Genomic DNA, 17,217 nt, shown 5'->3' with positions numbered 1-17,217 from the left:
TTATTAATCAAATGAAAAAGTACATTTTTAGTGTTTTAATAGCTTTACTGTCATTGCCTGTGATTGCTCAACAACAGCAGTCGCAGGCTAAGAGTATTCTGGATAAAACTGCTGAGGCTTTTCGGAAAGCAGGAGGAGTGAAGGCTGATTTTACGGTAAAGGTTATAACGGATGGCCTGATAGAAGGTGTCGAGCATGGAACGATCCAATTGAAAGGAGAGAAATTCGTATTGAAAACAACCGATATTGTAACCTGGTTTGATGGGAAAACGCAGTGGAGTTATGTAGCGAAGAATGATGAAGTGAATGTTAGCAACCCGACTCAGGAAGAGTTGCAGCAGATCAATCCTTATACATTTCTTTATATGTATCAGAAGGGATTCTCTTATAAGCTGGGAACAATGAAAACTTTTCATGGCAAAGCCATTTGGGTAGTGGTGTTGACGGCTAAAGACAAGGCGCAGGATTTGGAACGCATTACTCTTTATGTGACGAAAGAGGGATACGAACCTTTATATATATTGCTTCAGCAACGTGCGCATCCGACACGTAACGCGATTACCGTTACGAGTTATCAGACCGGACAGAAGTATGCGGATACTCTTTTCACTTTTGACAGAAAGCAATATCCGAGTGCGGAAATTATAGATTTGAGATAAAATGTTTTTGATTAAATAAAACGATAAAGGTATAATAAAATGGCAGAAATAGAAAAAGTTAAATGCCTGATTATTGGTTCAGGACCTGCCGGATACACGGCAGCGATTTATGCAGGACGTGCAAACTTATGTCCGGTGCTTTATGAAGGGTTGCAACCCGGCGGTCAGTTGACAACGACTACGGACGTAGAGAACTTTCCCGGTTATCCGGAAGGAATCAGCGGTCCGCAATTGATGGAAGATCTACGTGCTCAGGCCAGCCGTTTTGGAGCCGATGTCCGTTTTGGCATTGCGACTGCGGCAGACTTAAGCAAAGCGCCTTATAAGATTACGATTGACGGTGAGAAAGAAATAGAAACGGAAGCATTGATTATCGCTACCGGAGCTACTGCCAAATATCTGGGGTTGGAGGATGAAAAGAAATATGCCGGAATGGGTGTCAGCGCTTGTGCCACTTGTGACGGTTTTTTCTATCGTAAGAAAGTCGTGGCTGTTGTCGGCGGTGGTGATACAGCTTGTGAAGAGGCTGTTTATCTTGCCGGTCTGGCATCTAAAGTATATCTGATTGTCCGCAAACCTTTCCTGCGTGCATCAAAGATTATGCAGGAGCGTGTGATGAATCACGAGAAGATTGAAGTGCTTTTTGAACACAACGCTGTTGGTTTGTATGGTGATAATGGAGTAGAAGGGGTGAACCTTGTAAAACGTTGGGGCGAACCTGATGAAGAACGTTACAGCCTGCCTATCGACGGTTTCTTCCTGGCTATCGGTCATAAACCGAACTCGGATATATTCAAAGACTATATCGATACGGATGAAGTAGGTTACATTATCACGGATGGAGATAGCCCACGTACGAAAGTGCCGGGAGTATTTGCTGCAGGAGATGTTGCCGATCCGCATTACCGCCAAGCTATTACTGCTGCGGGAAGTGGCTGTAAGGCTGCTATTGAGGCGGAACGTTATCTTTCTTCGATAGGAAAGATTTGATAGTTTGTTGCTTTGGAGGAAAAGACGGAACTTAAAACATATTTGAACTGCCCCCTAAAAGTTGAATAAAAAACTTTTAGGGGGCAGTCATTATGAAGTATTCGTACTAAAAGTACTTGCAATTATTTTATCTTTCTATTTCAGTAATTGTTCCTCGATGATTTGTACGTACTTCTCCGGAGTAGCTCCGACTTCAATAATCGGTTTGCCGCCTGCAGGTATGAAGAATAAGGTAGGCAATGCCTGTACACCGAAGTGATTGCATAAATCCTTTTCTTTGTCTGCATTCACTTTGTAGAACATCACTTTCCCTTTGTATTGCTCCGCCATTTTTTCCATTTGCGGAAGCAGGCGCATACATGGACCGCACCAGGTGGCCCAGAAATCGATAACTATAGGTTTGTCGCCATTATAAACGAAATCATTCCCTTTTCTGTAGTCGAAGATGTGTTCGAGGAAGAATTGGCGGGTAATCGGATTCAGTTTGCCATCTTCAACCTTAGTTTCCGTTACTTTAGCTTCCGCCTCCGGTATTGGAACCATGTCAAACGGCTGGAAATAAATTTTCTGATGAATATAGTCGATGGATATGATTCCGTAGTCCAGTATCTTTTTGCCTAATACGGAGCGTTTCAAATACGGGTTCTTCACTGCCATGGCATCTTCAATCTTTGTTTTTACAAACATGGTTTCAGGCAAGATGAGGCTTTCCTCTTCTTGAGTCGCTTCTTTATATCCATTGGAAACTTTTTGGTTGGTTCCTTGGGTGTATTGTGCACTCCATGTATTGAAATCTTTTTCGGTAAGATTCACCAATCCTTCGCTCCATGTGTCCAGAATAAGAGAGACAGGTTTTCCCTGAATGGATATCGGACATACGATTCCTAATCCTGTAATCAGCTCAAAGTTCTCCCGATAGTTTAATTTCATGTAAGAAGGGCGGTAGGGCTGCGTAATGGTGAGCTTTTTCCGCTGCATATCAATGGTCAGAACGGAAGTACGGAAAATGGCACCGCTTAATACTCCCATCACTCCCAGCTTGCGCAGATACGGTTCGTCTTCCAGAACGAAAGCCGGAAGATCGTTGTTAAACGTGTTGTTGCCAATAGCAACAGTTGCCATTTCATATACTTTTCCGACGGGCACTTGTTTGAATACAAAATCTTGATAAGAACTAAAAGTGCCGTTCTTCCCCGTGTCGATGCGTAACTTCTTGAGAGCTTCAGGAAGCAGGGCGTTATGTCCTGACAGATCGAGGACAAAGTCTGCCACTTCGCCATTGATGGCGGCTTCTACGATAATCTTTCCATCAATGGTTTTGAATGGAATGACCTCTGTCATACTGTTCTGTGTCTGTGCACTGATTCCTCCGGCAATACAAAATGCAAGTAGACAGAGATACATCTTTGTTATTATTCGTTTCATATCTTTTTCTGTTTAAAGTTCATTTCTCTTTCCTGATTTCGATCTTTTTCTCTTGATTGTCTTTCTTGACAATGATATAACCGGTATCACCGGGAATGGCCTTCATGATATCTTCCACGGCCATTTGGCTCATGGGACAATCGTCCAGAGAAGTACCATTGATGTTAATCACCTGATCGCCGAAAGCTACTTTATCTTTCATGCTGTCCCAGATCGTTGTAATTTCGAATCTGTCATTGCGTGGCAGAATACTCACGTTCCAGAGAGCGGGAGCACCACCCATATCGGTTTTTCCTTCTTCAAACGGGAAGAAGTAGAACCGTCTGCGCATATAATCGATAATCACTTTACCGTATTCCAGTAAATCCACCCCGATGATACTTCCATTCATTACTGTGGTCGTACTACCCACGTTCGTGAATTCTTTCCCCATGATGTTGATAGGAGGAACAGTCACCTTCTTTATATCCACCGGCTTGCCCAGACCTGTTATTCCGGCAGCTACGATACCATATCCATGGTTGGTCACTTTTGAAATGTCAGACAGTCTCTCATAATCTTCTGTTGAATAAAGCAGAAAGCCATCTGCACCCGTATCAAACAGAACTTTGAAATCATTATTTCCTAGGCGGACATTGACGATGGAATGATGCTCTGTCTCATCCAACAGTGGAATCCCATCCGTTACTTTTAGTCCTTCGGGACGATACGGATAATTGATAACCATTATTTTCGAACGGGAATCGAATGTTACTACCGACTGTGCGAAAGCGTCTCCTCCAAGAATACCGACAACTCCTAGTCCAGAGAAGAATGGATTTTTAGGTAGTACCATTGTCTTCAACTGCTTGATTTTATAGTCTTTCCCGATAGACACATTCTGCACGTGTGCTTCCTGATAATTGGAGCCTTGTGCATTCACATCGGAGATGCGCGTATATCCTGCGGCGGTAGCTTTCATTTCCGTTGCGGCATCATACATAGTTCCGGTTCTCCCTCCCGTATCGACGATATATTTCACTTTTATACCGTTAACAGTGACGGGGATAATGATTTTTTCTTGTATAAACTCATAAGGAATGGTGTCGCAAACCTTATTCCGGATTTGCGCTGCCATTCTTTGTCCACAGTTTAGAAATAACAGCAGCCATAAACCGGTCAGTATTCCTATTCTTATCACATTATTCTTTTTCATAGATAATATCCTTTACTCCGGAAGCTGTCTCGATCGTCAGTTTCGTCTTCTTTTTCTCTTTCAATTCCGGTATTCCGTTCAGAATACTTTCGCAGAAGTCATATTTCTTAGCAGGTTTGCCATTGATTTTAATCACCTTGTCTCCGACTGCTATCTTACCTTTCGTACTACTCCATACGGTAGATACAAACAAATCTCCGTCTTTGACCGTCAAGTCAAAATTGTTACCTTGATTGTTTATTTCATTGTCCGGTTGAAATGCTTCGAAATAGAATCTTCCGCGTGGATAGTCGATGGTCACTTTACCGTATTGCAACAGTTTGACACCCAATAATGTGTAAGGGTGATTGTTGGTACTGGTTGTTACATTACGGAATTTGGTGGCTCCGACTGATAGCAATGGAATACGAACCCTGTAAGAAGAAGCCTTGTCCGCTTGGCCGGATACTCCGATACTTCCTTCTCCATACCCCTCGGAAACCACTTCCATAGAGGCTTCCGGTTTGATTTTTTCAAAATCGCTTTCGATAAGCGATAACAGACTGGGACTACCTGTATCGAATAATACATTTATATTGCTGACCGGAGCTATCTGTATGCTGACGATCGGCATACCTCCCCCTTTGGTGAAATTCAACATCTTTCGTAAAGACACAGTCGATGGCTTTTCAGCAGAGGTAACTATAATATTTTGGGCTTGCGAATCAATAGTGACAATGGTGTTGGCGAATAAATCACTGCCGATGATACCATCTACTCCAAAACATTCCCAGCCTTTTACTTCATCAATGACCAGTGACGGAGCATTTTTGAAATTAATGACATGGTCGGGAGTCGTCAGGTTCTCTATCCGGGTAGTTTTGTAATAGCTTTCCACGTTATTCACATCCGTAACTTTCATCGAGTCCGTTGCTACTATTTGTAGTACTTGGCAGGCTTTAGTCGTGAGCGCGGTACGTCCCCCTGTATCAAAGATAAAAGGACGTGCGGTGCCGTTCACTTTCATTTTGATAATCATTTTTTCGCCTACCATTTGATAAGGTATGGTTGCTTTATATTGTTGGGCGAATACAGGAACCGCCATGCAAAAGGCGACGACGGTTCCTATTATACGAGTATACTTCATAGACTAATCTTTATTTGCTGACTTTTTCTGCTTCCAAAATTGCCTGATAAGCGTTTACAATACCTCCGGAAATACACAAATCATCGAAAAGGAACAAGTCTTGTGAAGGGCTGTCGTTTACACGGATTCCTTTTTCCACTTCCACCCCTTTGCGTGAAGTGACGCTTTTCAGTAGTATGTCACGGATTTGTGAGCCGGTTAATTTAGGGAAATATGATTTCACCAAGGCAGCTACACCGGCTACAGTAGCCGAGGCCATTCCTTCACCTGTACCTTTTTGGTACGTATCACCCATATAAGATGAATAAATATCTGTTCCCGGTGCATAAAGATCAAGAGTGGTTGCACCGTAATTGGTGTTCAGTACCGGATTGCCTTTCTTGTCGGATGAAGCAACCACCATAAGATTGGTAAGCTCGCTGTCTTTGCCCATTTTCCGGTTTGGGAAGAATTCACTTTTATCCATGTCTACCGACAGATCCCAAACCGGAACTATTACCAATGCTCCTTTCTTTTCAGCTTCTTTCAGTGCATCTGCTACCCATTGTTTCTGTTCTTCGGGGTATAACGAATTTTGTTCCGGTAATAAAATAACATCCGCTCCGTGGTTTACTGCATAACGGATGGCCAGTGCCATATCTTTTAAATAAGGTTCTCCTTCTCCCGGATGAATACGTAAAGTCATAATTTCTGCATTATCGGCAATACCGTTACTTCCGACACCGTTGTCGCGTTTGGCTGCGATTACTCCCGCTTTCATAACCCCTGTTGCTGCATCAGATGTCAACAGTACATTATTGCCATATTGTGTGTCGTTAATATCCAGAGGATTATCACCTACAATTTCTTTCCGGTTGTCAGTTCCGTATTTTTTTAAAGCATCTTCATAGGACGTTTTGGCTGTTTCCACACTTTTCTTTCCCATTCTTTGGTACACAAGATCCCATTTGTCCGTTTGGTAAATGCTGAATGAATAAGCGGTAAATACAAAAGCGATTTCAGAAAGGCTGTCTCTTTCTGCTTTAGGATCATAGCAACTCTGGAAATCATCGACAGTCAGCTCTTTTCCGGGGAAACGCTTTTTCATGTCCTTATCGAATTTCTCAACATATTCTTCAATGACATAAGAGAGTTGCAGACCACCATATGAACCTCCGATTCTGGATTCAGGCATTACCTTATAACGATAATAACTATACTCTTCCATATTTTCCGGTGCGGGTACTTCCTGACGTTTTCCGTTAATGATTTTATAATATTTCTTTCCGTCAAAGATATAATCCGCATATTTATCTTTCAGACGGAAAAATTCACGTTCTCCTTCGCGTGTCAGAGATTCCATGACCTGACCGTCTTTGCCACCGATGAAATTCCATCCATTGATGTCGTCTATCAAACCATTCTTATCATCGTCTTTCTGATTTAGCTTTTCTTTGGGATTCACCCAGATAGCTTGTTTCAGATCTTCGTGTTCTACGTCCATTCCCGTTCCGATCAATGCAACAACCGGTCTTTTTTTAGCTTTCTTTTTATTAGCTTTCAGATACTCGTAAGCCTTGTTCACTTCAGCACCGTATACACTGTCTTTGTCGAAAGAACAGTTAAACCAGTCCAGTTCGGATTGCTTCTTTTGTGTTTCTACCTTTTGTTTGACTAACTGGGCCGATACTGCCATGCTGACAAAACAGCATACGATAGGAAATATAAGTTTCTTCATTGTTGATGAGTTATAATTTATACAATCTAGTTATTTTCTTATTTTTAAAATAGCTTCGCGTACCTGTTCTCCCCGGACGTTACGTGCAGCGAGTTTTCCTTCTTTGTCAATGACAACAAGGAAAGGGATGGAGTAGAAACCGTAAGCAGCCTGAATAACGCTTGGAGTCTTGCTGTTTTTGGGAAATCCTGTTTTATCCCATAGCATCACCCACGGCAGTTTTTCTTCATCCAGCATTTTTCTCCATTTTGTTTCGCTGTCATCCAACGAAACACTGATGAATTCTAAATCATCCGCTTTCAGTTCATTATATATTGTCAGCATACTGCGCATCTCTTTGCGGCAAGGACCACACCAGGAAGCACAGAAATCCAATACGACAATTTTTCCACGGAAGTCCTTTAAACTTACACTCTTTCCATTGCTGTCAATGAACGTAAAACCAGGACATTCTGCACCGATAATCTGGTGGGAGAGGACTTCTACTTTGTTGATCAACCATTTGGCAGACAAAGAATTCCTATCTTGTTCCGGTATCATGTCCAATAACATTTTGTTGGATGAGTAATCATTTACATCTGCCAGATAAGCCAATGCGGACGCCATGGCAGGTGTCAGCTTCTCTTTGGCGGAAGTCGAGATTGTTGCTTTATCCGGATCTCTTTCTGTAGGCATATAGTTTTGTAAAGTCAGAAATGAATCGATGCCGGTGAATGAGAGCGAACTTTGTTCGGGGTTCTTTTCATCAAAAAAACCATTAATGCTTACAGGAACGTTTTCGAAGTATATGTTTTGTTCCGTATTTCCAATATATAATGTGTATACATCAGGTGAAATTTCTTTTTTTTCAGTTTCGAATACTCCATTCTGGTTTATAGAACAATCTAGAATAAGGTTTCCATTCAGGTCCTTTACTTGTAAAGTGGTCGGTTTGAGCAGTCTTAACTTTCCCTTGAATTGCAGTCCATTGTCGCTCCATAGAGGAGTGGTACTGTATAAGAGCAATAATATCAGTGAGAGTCTTATTAATTTCATGATTTGGAGTTTATAATATATAGTGAATTTTAAATCTCTTCGTTTTTATTTTATCTATCCTGTAATAATGAAATGACTAATTTGATTGTTATGGAGTTTTTTACCAATCTGTCTCTCCAAGGAACATCATTGCCATTTCCAGCTTCTCCTTCATCAGTTTTCGGGTAGTTCTGGATAAGGTTTAATATCCCAATCTTCCGGCCCTTTGGCGATAGCCTCCAAATCAATATTATATTTTTTTAAATAGTTTATCACAAAATCGAACTTAGTACTTAGAAATGGATAGGTTGCTGAAGGAAACATTGCTTCCCGTTCTTCTTTGGTATGACGCATAGCTATTTGCAGATAGCCGATAAATGTTTCTTTAGGTGTTGGAGGATTATCAGAATCTGGTTTATAGTATTTTCCTGATGATGAATTTATATCACCGGGATAACCTCTTTTCAGATAGTAGTTAGCATCAGCTTTGCTTTCAATATCTTCATTTCTGATAAGTGGAGTTGAATGGTCGAATCCGGCATCAAACTCTTCTTCTGGTATGATGATATTTCCTCTTGTAATAGCTGTACGTATGATTTCATCAATGATTTTAAAACGACGTATTGTATAACTATCTTGATTACCGGCGATGGGGCTTAGCCATTCAGTAAAGGGATCTCTAGGATTCATAATCATACCAGACATAAAATCACTACAATGAAATGCATCTCCCCAAAAGCAAGTTACCCAACAATCGGTTTGATTTTCATCATGCTCTTTTAACGCTACATGAAATTCTAATACTGATATAGAAGTAAACACAGAATAATTGTATACAAAATACCAATACATAGGAAATACTCTATCAGTCACTTCCCGATTGAGATAAGGAAATACATGGCTTTTCATAAAGGTGATATAAAATGCACCCATTTCGTCATTGAGGCAATTTTCGAATATTTTTGATGAATTACTAAGTCCGCCATTGGTCCAGCTTTTATTGAGGTCTTTTTCTGCTATATTTTTATATATCAGCTTTACTCCGAAATTTTTATAGATTTCCAAAGCATCATTGTCCCACGGGTTATCTCCTTGAGGAAATTCAAATCCTCCGGCAAGTGCTAGCGGATCTGGTGTCGGCTCAATTATATCTTCATTGTAACAGGAAGAGAATGTGAGACAGAATAGTAATATCCATACATTATATATTGGCTTCATAATTCTCTGTTGTTTAAATTTGGTGATCATTGTTTTTTTATTTATAGTTTAGTCTATAACAGGAACTCCGGTTCGTTGAGGTCCGAATGAATTTTGTTCTAGTAATAAGTTTCTTTGCAAAACTTCTTGAGGGATAGGCAGCACATACGAAAGATCATTCTTTGTGAGTGTATACACTTTTCCTTCCCATTTATGTTGTATGGGAAGCATACCATAGCGGCGTAAGTCGAACCAGCGTTGCCCTTCATAGCAAAGTTCTTTTCTACGTTCTTCACGTATTTTAGTGATAAGAGCTTCTCCGGTTAGTCCAGAAAAGGAGGGGGCATTTCCTTCGACGTATCGTTTTTCCAATAATGTATGCATTGCGGTTATGGCATCTCCTTCAGCTTTATTCATGGCAGCAGCTTCTGCATAGTTCAGATAAGCTTCTGCTATTCGAAAAGAGAGGGCAAAATAGTCACTAGTTCCTGAAGCGGGAACAGAACGGAGTGTTTTGTATTTGCCATAAGGGAGATAAGTATCATAAAAAGTACTGTTTTCCGGTTCCCATTCGTTGTACTGTATTTCTCTAGTAATGTAACGATCTTTACGTAAATCACCTTCTTGGAAACTCTTGATTAATTCGTCTGCGGCTTTAAACATTTTTCTGTTCTCTTCTTTATCGGAATTATCGTCTTTTTTTTCGATATAACCTTCATATTCATCTGTTAGGTCTCTTATGGTTCCATAACTCCAGATAACTTCCGGTGAGTCGTATGTATTGAATGTATAATAAGGTTCTTTCATACCTGCTTCCGGTATAGGGATGGTATTCAGGTCGCGTAAGGAGAAGTTCCAATCTTTGATAACTTTCTCCGCATACGTTTTTGCTTCTGCCCAATTTTCCATATATAGAGCTACACGTGACTTTAATAGTTGCACCATAGGTAGGCTGACGAGGTAGTTCGGCTCATATTGTTGAGTAGTGGAGAGAGTTAGGAATAAGCGTTCCGCTTCGTTTAGGTCGGTAACAATCTGTTGATAGACTTCTTCTACCGTGTTCCGTTTCATCAATATATCGCCTTCATCCCTCATTTTACTATCCAGCTTGAGTGGAACTCCCAATGATTCTTTGTTATAATTATAAGGAAGTCCGTACTGATTGACCAACATATAATAATAAAAAGCCCTTAGCGCATAGGATTGTGCTTTGATATAATTTTTTTCAATTTCTGTGCCAGACACTTCATCGATATAGTCAAGTGCGGCATTGGCTCCTAAAATATATTCATATAGGTTTTCCCATGTATTGACCGTTTGGTATCCCAACTTCTCTCGTATTTCGAACATATTGGGTTGCCAGCTATACAAAATTTCAAAAACTTCCATTTTTGCTTGGTCATTTTCTGTGAATCCGTAACCTTCTACCTGATTCTGCTCGATATCATCTGTAAGTATTTCCAAATAGTTAAGAAATTTTGTGTCTTGTTGCCGGGGGTAAGCTTCTCCGATAAGCATCTCTTGTAATGCATTAGCGTCTTTGGGGATGTATTGGCTCTGTGATTTGGGCTCTAAAAAATCTCCACAAGCGGCGAGACTGATAAGTGTAATTGTATAGATTAAATATTTAATTTTCATATCACTCTTTGTTTATTGTTTAAAATCCGATATTAAGTCCCAGTGAGAAAGAGCGTGGCATGATGCTGTTTTCCAATTCCGGGTCAAAGCCGTTGAAACGTTTGCTGGCTATTACAAATATATTGTCCATATTGAAATTGACAGACAGATTTTTAGCATGTATCTTGTCACACCATTCTTGTTTCATTTGCCAGGATAATCCGATGTTTCGGCAGCGTAAGAATGAGGCATTTACTACCATAGCATCTGATTTTTCCCACATTGGAATGGGGGATTCTCCGGAATCTGTATTAGGCAAAGTCCAAGCTATCCCTCTCGGCCATGTGGGTAGTCCGGGAATATTTGTATGGGCTTCGTCTCCTGGTTTCTGCCAACGATTCAGTAAATCGCGGTTTATGTTGCTGATTGGACTGGGCATCATGTCATGGAATCCTTTAAAATCACCGTAAGGTGACGGTAAACGTTTATGACTACCTAATAAAAGAGAAAAACTGGTGTTCAGTGACAAAGATTTGTAACGGAAACTTAAACCGAGACCTCCGGTGAAGTAAGGCTCTTTTTCTCCGGAATATACAAGATAAGTAGTTGGGTCGATACTTTTACTCTTTTCTTCTTCCGGGACTTCAACATAGTTGAATGTCGGTTTACCGTTAGTTCCATCAAGACCAGCAAAAGAATATGACCAGAATGCGCTCAACGGATAACCTTCTTTTAAGATTTGGGTACCACCTCCATTCAGATACATTGTTGTGTTTCTGTCAATCGTGGTTTCTCCGCCTTTATTCCAGTTTTTAGAGGCATTCAGGTTGACGTTCAGAGTGAAATCACGCTTTTGGATAGGCGTGAATGATAATGTGTATTCAATTCCTCGATTGTAAATGATTCCACCGTTCCGTTTCATCTGATTAATTCCGTATTCGAATGGCAAATCAACATTGATTACTGCATTGGAACGTCGGGTGTAATATTCCAGATTCATATAAAACATACGGAATAGCTCCAGGTCCACACCAAAATTCCAGTTCTTGGTGCGTTCCCACGAGAGATACGGATTGGGGATCTGGCTGATAGTAGAGAAGTAACGGTTATATCCGGCTTGTACTCCACTTTGATTTAAGATTAATTCAGGACTTTCGCGTGTTAAAGCATTTCCCTGAATACCGAATGTTCCTCTGAGATTAAGTGTAGTGATCCATGGCAGATACTTTTGGAAGAAAGCTTCTTCCGATGCTCTCCAAGAAAAACCGAATGAATAAGTAGGGTCAATGCGATGATTGATATCCTGTCCGAAAACATTGGAAGCATCATTTCGCACGTTGGCGTTCACTACATAGCGGTTCTTGAATGAATATGCAAAAGTGGCAAAAAACGAAAGGAAGTTGTTAGTGTTGTTTGTTCTTTTCCAACCTCTGTCATAGATCTCTTTTAATATTCCCCAGCCTGTCGGACTTCCTCCTGGTGATACTACTTCACTAGGTATGGTAGGCGCTACGATACGTTCACCTCTGTCCGGGACGTATCCCCAAACGGTATTGGCAGTGCCTTTGGCTGTAGATGAACGTAGTTCCATACCCAATAATGCGTTTAATCGGTTATCAGCGTTGAATGCTTTACTGAATTGCAATTTGTTTTGAATATTGTAGGAATACTGGTTATTATCGTTTGTATACAATTTACCTCCGAATGGAAGTTGTGCAGCCTTAAATTCGGGGCTGGTGGGAGTCACGGAATTAAAATCGTATCCGCGATATTCGTTGGCTATGTAGTATGTGCGTTCGGTAGCCCAGCTTTCATTGGTACTGTTGTTATTTGAATAACCTCCGGTAAATTGATAAGTTAACCAGTCTAGAATGTGCCAGTTAACATCTAAAGCAGCGGACATGAAGTTTGAACGCGCTTTTGATCCACTGTTATCTCGTTCATTGATAAAATTGTATGAAAGAGTTTCTTTATTACCAGTTTTATAGCCGTATCCGTTCTCTTGCATATAGTAGGCGTCCGGATCGATGGCACGGTTTGTATTAGTGGCATACCCCATAGGATTGACATTGTCAAAGAAACCATTGGTGGTAGAAACGCTACCATTTAATGTCAGGCTGATAGTAAGTTTTTCTATAGGGCGTAGCATGAGGGCAATACGTCCGGTCATACGTTCGTTATCATTCCCTATCTCTTGCCCTTCGCTGTTGTTATAACCCATGGATGCTGAATAGCTGAACTTGTTTGTTCCGCCAGAAACACTAATATTGTGAGTATGGCTGAACGAGCGGCGTGTCAAGCGTTTGAACCAGTCAGTATTACGGGTTTCCATGGCGTTATACAGTGTTCTGTATTCGATGTCTGAAATATCATGTTCTTGTAGCATACGTAACAAACCTTCATAAGTGTTAGGATCTTTGTAAGGTGTTGTTGCATAGGAAATTCCAGCGTCGAATGCTTCTTGTGAAAAACGAATACGTTCTTGGGAGTTCATAAAGTTGAACATTCCATAATTAGGACGTTGACCGATGTTGAAGTTGGCAGAGTAGTTCACAGTCAACCTGTCAGTGGTGTTTTTTTTAGTTGTGATTTCGATTACACCGTTAGATGCTTTTGAACCATAGATAGCAGTGGCGGAAGCATCTTTCAAGATGGTGATGTTTTCGATGTCGGCAGGGTTCAGCCATGAAATTTGGTTACCGATGATGTCCTTTAAGTTTTTAGTCATCAATTCGCCGTTATCCAGTGTTACTTGGAAATCTTCTTGAATAATACCATCTACTACCCACAATGGATCACGGTTTCCTTGCAGTGTGCTGGTTCCTCGAATTTGGATCTTGGGAGCAGTACCTACACGACTGCTTGAGTTGCTGACTACCATACCTGCTACGCGTCCTTGTAGCATTTGGTCGATAGTAGTGTAAGAAGGCATTATAATATCTTTCGCTTTGATCGTAGTTATAGAGCCTACGAGGTCGCGGCGTTGAATGTTCTGATATCCGGTTACTACAACTTCATCAATTTCTGTACTGGAACCATTCAGGGTGACATTAATTGTTTTCTTACCCGTATATTTTATCGTTTTCTTTTCCATTCCGATAAAAGAATAAGTAAGGATCAATCCTTCTTGTGCCGGAATATTGAAAGTGTAATGTCCGTCCAGACCGGCAATGGCTCCATGTTTGGATCCCCGGATCGTAACAGTGGCGCCGGGAAGTGCCTCACCGCTGGTGTCGCGAATCCAACCGCTGATGGTCACTTTTTGGCTTTGCCTTTTCTTTATCACGATTGCACTACCGGAAATGTCATAAGTTAAATTAGTACCTTCCAGACATTCATCCAGAATTTCAATGATAGTTTTATCTTTAGCTTTGACGGTGATATCAGTTACATTAGCAATATCTTCCGTTGCATACATAAAGATAAATTTTGTGCGATTCTGTAGATACCAGAGTGCTGATTCCAAAGTTTCTCCTTTTAAGTCAATAGAGATTCTTTGATTGTCTTGCGCTTGAATCATAAGTGAAGAAAGGGAGAATATCCATAAAAGGCAGAATTTTATAAAATCTCTGCTTACATAAGATACCACCCGTGACAGGGATTGCGTTCGTTTTTTCATAATGCGTTAGTTATATTATGTATTATTACTGTTTGTAGGAAATGTGCAGGATGCCTTCCCGTTGTTTGATATTGACCAGATTTAACTCTGTTATCATATCGATAATCGGATTCATGTTTTCATAACGATTAAGGGATGCCCCGATTTGTACTTGTTTGGCAGTTTCGTCTTCGAAAGAATATTGAAACCCATACCATTTGGAAAGATATGACATCACATTCTTAAGGGGAACATTTAAAAAAATAAATGATCCGGACTCCCAAGATGTATACAGCTCTGTGTTTACATTAGTGACGTTGTTGGTATGAGTCTTTTTATTATAAGTATAATGTTGGTCGGGGACTAATTCGAAAGTTTCATTTTCACTACTGATTTTTACATTTCCGCTGATTAACGTAGTGCTTTCCATATCTTCATCTGCGTAGGCTCTTACATTAAATGAAGTTCCTGTTACTTGAATAGATGTATGCGCGGTTTGCACAATAAACGGATGTTTCTTATCTGGGGCAACATCAAAATAAGCTTCTCCCTCAATTTGTACAATACGTTCCTTATTACTGAAACAGACGGGGTAAGTTAATTGACTTTCTGCATTCAAATGTACTTTGGTTCCGTCCGAAAGAACAATGTGATATTCCATACCATGTAGCGTACGAAGCGTGTTTTTGATTTCTTTCACTTGGGGCTTATTGGCAGGAGTCTGATAATTAATTCCTTGGGAGTCGATGATGAATACTTCGGTTGCACCTTCCGGGAGAACATTATTAAAAAGATTGAAGGTATTTCCATTACTTAAAGTTAATTCTCCTCCATGGGTTCCCGGAGTAATTTCTCCGATCGGTTCTCCGGCTATCCAATTATATATAAGGTAGGAAACCGGTATTACCAGAAGCAAAATCAGAGCTGCATATTTCAGACTCTTTCTCCATGAAAGACGACCGAATGGTTTTTCTCCTCCCAGTAGGGGGTAGATTTTCTTCCATGCTTTTTGTGAAGAGAAACTTTTTATTAACTGGGTGTTTTTTTCATATGTTTCCTCATTCAATATTCGGTTGGCCAGCTTTTGATTTTCCGGTTTTGCACTAATCCATTCACGGTAGGCTTTTTCTTCCTCCGGGATAGCCGAATGGGTGAATAAAGAAGCAAGATTTTTTGCAATTTTAAATTTTTCTTTGAATGAATTCATCGTTTTTTCGATTTGTTATATAAGTAAAACAATCCAATCGAAAAAACGGGGTAATCAAAAAGTTACTTTATTTGCATAAAAATAGTAATAAGGTGTAGCTTATGCCTTTAAGGTTTTCACGAAGTTTGCGATAGGCGATTTTTTTTAACGTATGGACAGTGCCTTCGGAAATTTGCAATTTGTCAGCAATCTCATGGTTTTTTAACCCTTTCATTGAGTATAAGATGATATTCCGCATTTGAGTAGGCAATTCTTCTACCGCTTTGCGAACTATGCGGAACGTTTCCTGTTCAATGATGGTAGCTTCGAAACCATTATCAAACTCTTCTTGGCCGGAAAAAATAGGGATGTCTAATTGTTCGTGTTTGAGATGATTCAAACATTTGTTTCGGGTAACGGTATAAAGAAAGCTTTTTACTTTCAGAATGTCATTGAAATCTTCTTTTCGTTCCCAATAAGCTAATAATACATCTTGTGCAATATCTTTGCAAACTTCTTTGTCTTCGATGTAATGGTTGGAGAAAACACAAAGAATAGGGTAGTAGTCATCAAATAGCTTTTTGAAAGCCTGTTTGTTGCCACGTTTTATGTCTGCAATTATATTTTCTATATGTATGTTCACTTTTAGGGTGGAGTGATTGGTGTAGGAACCCTCTTAACCAATCTTGCTTATTTTCTTCAGCTTTTCTTCTTCGATGATTTTGATCTTTCTTCCGTCGATTGTAATCAGCCGTTCCGTAGCGAATTGCGACAGTGTGCGGATGGCATTCGAAGTAGTCATATTTGATAGATTTGCCAGATCCTCGCGTGAAAGATAAATGCTCAAAGTAGAGCCATCTTCTTCCAGTCCATAACTCTCTTTCAAGAAGATCAGAGATTCGGCCAAACGTCCTCGAATGTGTTTTTGTGTCAGGCTGACGGTTCGTTCGTCAGAAATGCCGAGATCAATGGAAAGCTGGCGGATAAAGAACATGGCCAGGTCATTGTTCTGGGCAACTAAAGTCATGATGGCACTCATGGGAATCAAGCAAACAACAGAAGGTTCGAAAGCTGCTGCGGCAGTAACAAAATCCTCTTTGGCAAAATAAGCACGATATGCAAAATATTCGTGTGGCTTAATCATACGAATAATCTGACTTCTACCTCCTACACCATCTTTGAAGATTTTGACTTTACCATTGATAAGACACATTAGATGCGATGGCGTTTCTCCTTCACAGTAAATGGTTTCATTTTTTTTGTAGGTTTGAATCGTATAATTATTCATCAGAAACTCCTTTTGTTCATTGTTTAGAGGAGCTAACATATCGGATAACGGTTCCGAAATATCGATGTCTGACATATTCATTTTTACCATGAGTGCTACAAAACTGTGTTATACAGCACAAAAGTAGAAATAAAAAATGAAAAAATGAACGAATCTATAAAAAGATTGCACAAAAGTGAGAGCTTTCGTGCAATCTTACGGACGT

Annotated in this window: 13 protein-coding genes; 2 read left to right on the top strand and 11 right to left on the bottom strand. The window is 40.2% G+C overall.

Annotated elements, in window-relative coordinates; all coding sequences use genetic code 11:
* The first annotated feature begins 11 nt into the window (after nucleotides 1-11).
* Entirely contained in the window at nucleotides 12-659 is a 648-nt protein-coding gene (locus tag GD630_RS10570) for a LolA-like putative outer membrane lipoprotein chaperone (RefSeq protein ID WP_143865423.1), read from the top strand.
* A 39-nt stretch (nucleotides 660-698) separates the two neighbouring features.
* On the top strand, nucleotides 699-1,649 hold the full coding sequence (gene trxB / locus GD630_RS10565) for a thioredoxin-disulfide reductase (protein ID WP_143865421.1): 951 nt from the start codon (nucleotides 699-701) through the stop codon (nucleotides 1,647-1,649).
* A 135-nt stretch (nucleotides 1,650-1,784) separates the two neighbouring features.
* Here trxB and GD630_RS10560 read toward each other — a convergent pair whose 3' ends face one another.
* The 11 genes from GD630_RS10560 to GD630_RS10510 all read right to left on the bottom strand — a co-directional run bounded on the left by GD630_RS10560 (nucleotide 1,785) and on the right by GD630_RS10510 (nucleotide 17,102).
* Nucleotides 1,785-3,074 carry a thioredoxin domain-containing protein gene (locus GD630_RS10560; protein WP_143865419.1) on the bottom strand — a complete coding sequence of 430 codons (1,290 nt, stop codon included), beginning with the start codon at nucleotides 3,072-3,074 and terminating at the stop codon, nucleotides 1,785-1,787.
* A 19-nt stretch (nucleotides 3,075-3,093) separates the two neighbouring features.
* On the bottom strand, nucleotides 3,094-4,269 hold the full coding sequence (locus GD630_RS10555) for a pepsin/retropepsin-like aspartic protease family protein (RefSeq protein ID WP_143865416.1): 1,176 nt from the start codon (nucleotides 4,267-4,269) through the stop codon (nucleotides 3,094-3,096).
* Complete coding sequence (locus GD630_RS10550) at nucleotides 4,256-5,395, bottom strand: pepsin/retropepsin-like aspartic protease family protein (protein WP_143865415.1); 1,140 nt, start codon at nucleotides 5,393-5,395, stop codon at nucleotides 4,256-4,258. Before GD630_RS10550 ends, GD630_RS10555 begins: the two co-directional genes overlap by 14 nt.
* A gap of 10 nt (nucleotides 5,396-5,405) precedes the next feature.
* Nucleotides 5,406-7,112, bottom strand: a complete 1,707-nt coding sequence (locus tag GD630_RS10545; protein ID WP_143865413.1) for a S8 family serine peptidase — start codon at nucleotides 7,110-7,112, stop codon at nucleotides 5,406-5,408.
* A gap of 30 nt (nucleotides 7,113-7,142) precedes the next feature.
* Nucleotides 7,143-8,147, bottom strand: a complete 1,005-nt coding sequence (locus tag GD630_RS10540) for a TlpA family protein disulfide reductase (RefSeq protein WP_143865411.1) — start codon at nucleotides 8,145-8,147, stop codon at nucleotides 7,143-7,145.
* A 153-nt stretch (nucleotides 8,148-8,300) separates the two neighbouring features.
* Nucleotides 8,301-9,344, bottom strand: a complete 1,044-nt coding sequence (locus GD630_RS10535) for a hypothetical protein (RefSeq protein WP_238482984.1) — start codon at nucleotides 9,342-9,344, stop codon at nucleotides 8,301-8,303.
* A 48-nt stretch (nucleotides 9,345-9,392) separates the two neighbouring features.
* On the bottom strand, nucleotides 9,393-10,961 hold the full coding sequence (locus GD630_RS10530; protein WP_143865407.1) for a RagB/SusD family nutrient uptake outer membrane protein: 1,569 nt from the start codon (nucleotides 10,959-10,961) through the stop codon (nucleotides 9,393-9,395).
* 19 nt (nucleotides 10,962-10,980) lie between these two features.
* The gene (locus tag GD630_RS10525) at nucleotides 10,981-14,559 is read right to left on the bottom strand and encodes a SusC/RagA family TonB-linked outer membrane protein (protein WP_143865405.1); all 3,579 of its coding nucleotides are present in this window, start codon (nucleotides 14,557-14,559) and stop codon (nucleotides 10,981-10,983) included.
* A 25-nt stretch (nucleotides 14,560-14,584) separates the two neighbouring features.
* Nucleotides 14,585-15,745 (bottom strand): FecR family protein, encoded by a 1,161-nt coding sequence (locus GD630_RS10520; RefSeq protein ID WP_143865403.1) that lies wholly within the window; start codon nucleotides 15,743-15,745, stop codon nucleotides 14,585-14,587.
* A 67-nt stretch (nucleotides 15,746-15,812) separates the two neighbouring features.
* Complete coding sequence (locus GD630_RS10515; protein WP_007765204.1) at nucleotides 15,813-16,367, bottom strand: RNA polymerase sigma-70 factor; 555 nt, start codon at nucleotides 16,365-16,367, stop codon at nucleotides 15,813-15,815.
* 33 nt (nucleotides 16,368-16,400) lie between these two features.
* Nucleotides 16,401-17,102: a Crp/Fnr family transcriptional regulator gene (locus GD630_RS10510; protein ID WP_143865401.1), complete on the bottom strand. Its 702-nt coding sequence runs from the start codon at nucleotides 17,100-17,102 to the stop codon at nucleotides 16,401-16,403.
* Between the last annotated feature and the right edge of the window lie 115 nt (nucleotides 17,103-17,217).

Origin of the sequence: Bacteroides zhangwenhongii (assembly GCF_009193325.2) — a bacterium.
Taxonomy (GTDB): Bacteria; Bacteroidota; Bacteroidia; order Bacteroidales; family Bacteroidaceae; genus Bacteroides; species Bacteroides zhangwenhongii.
The sequence above is the reverse complement of the archived record's forward strand: the minus strand, read 5'-3'. Positions and strand labels throughout refer to the sequence as shown.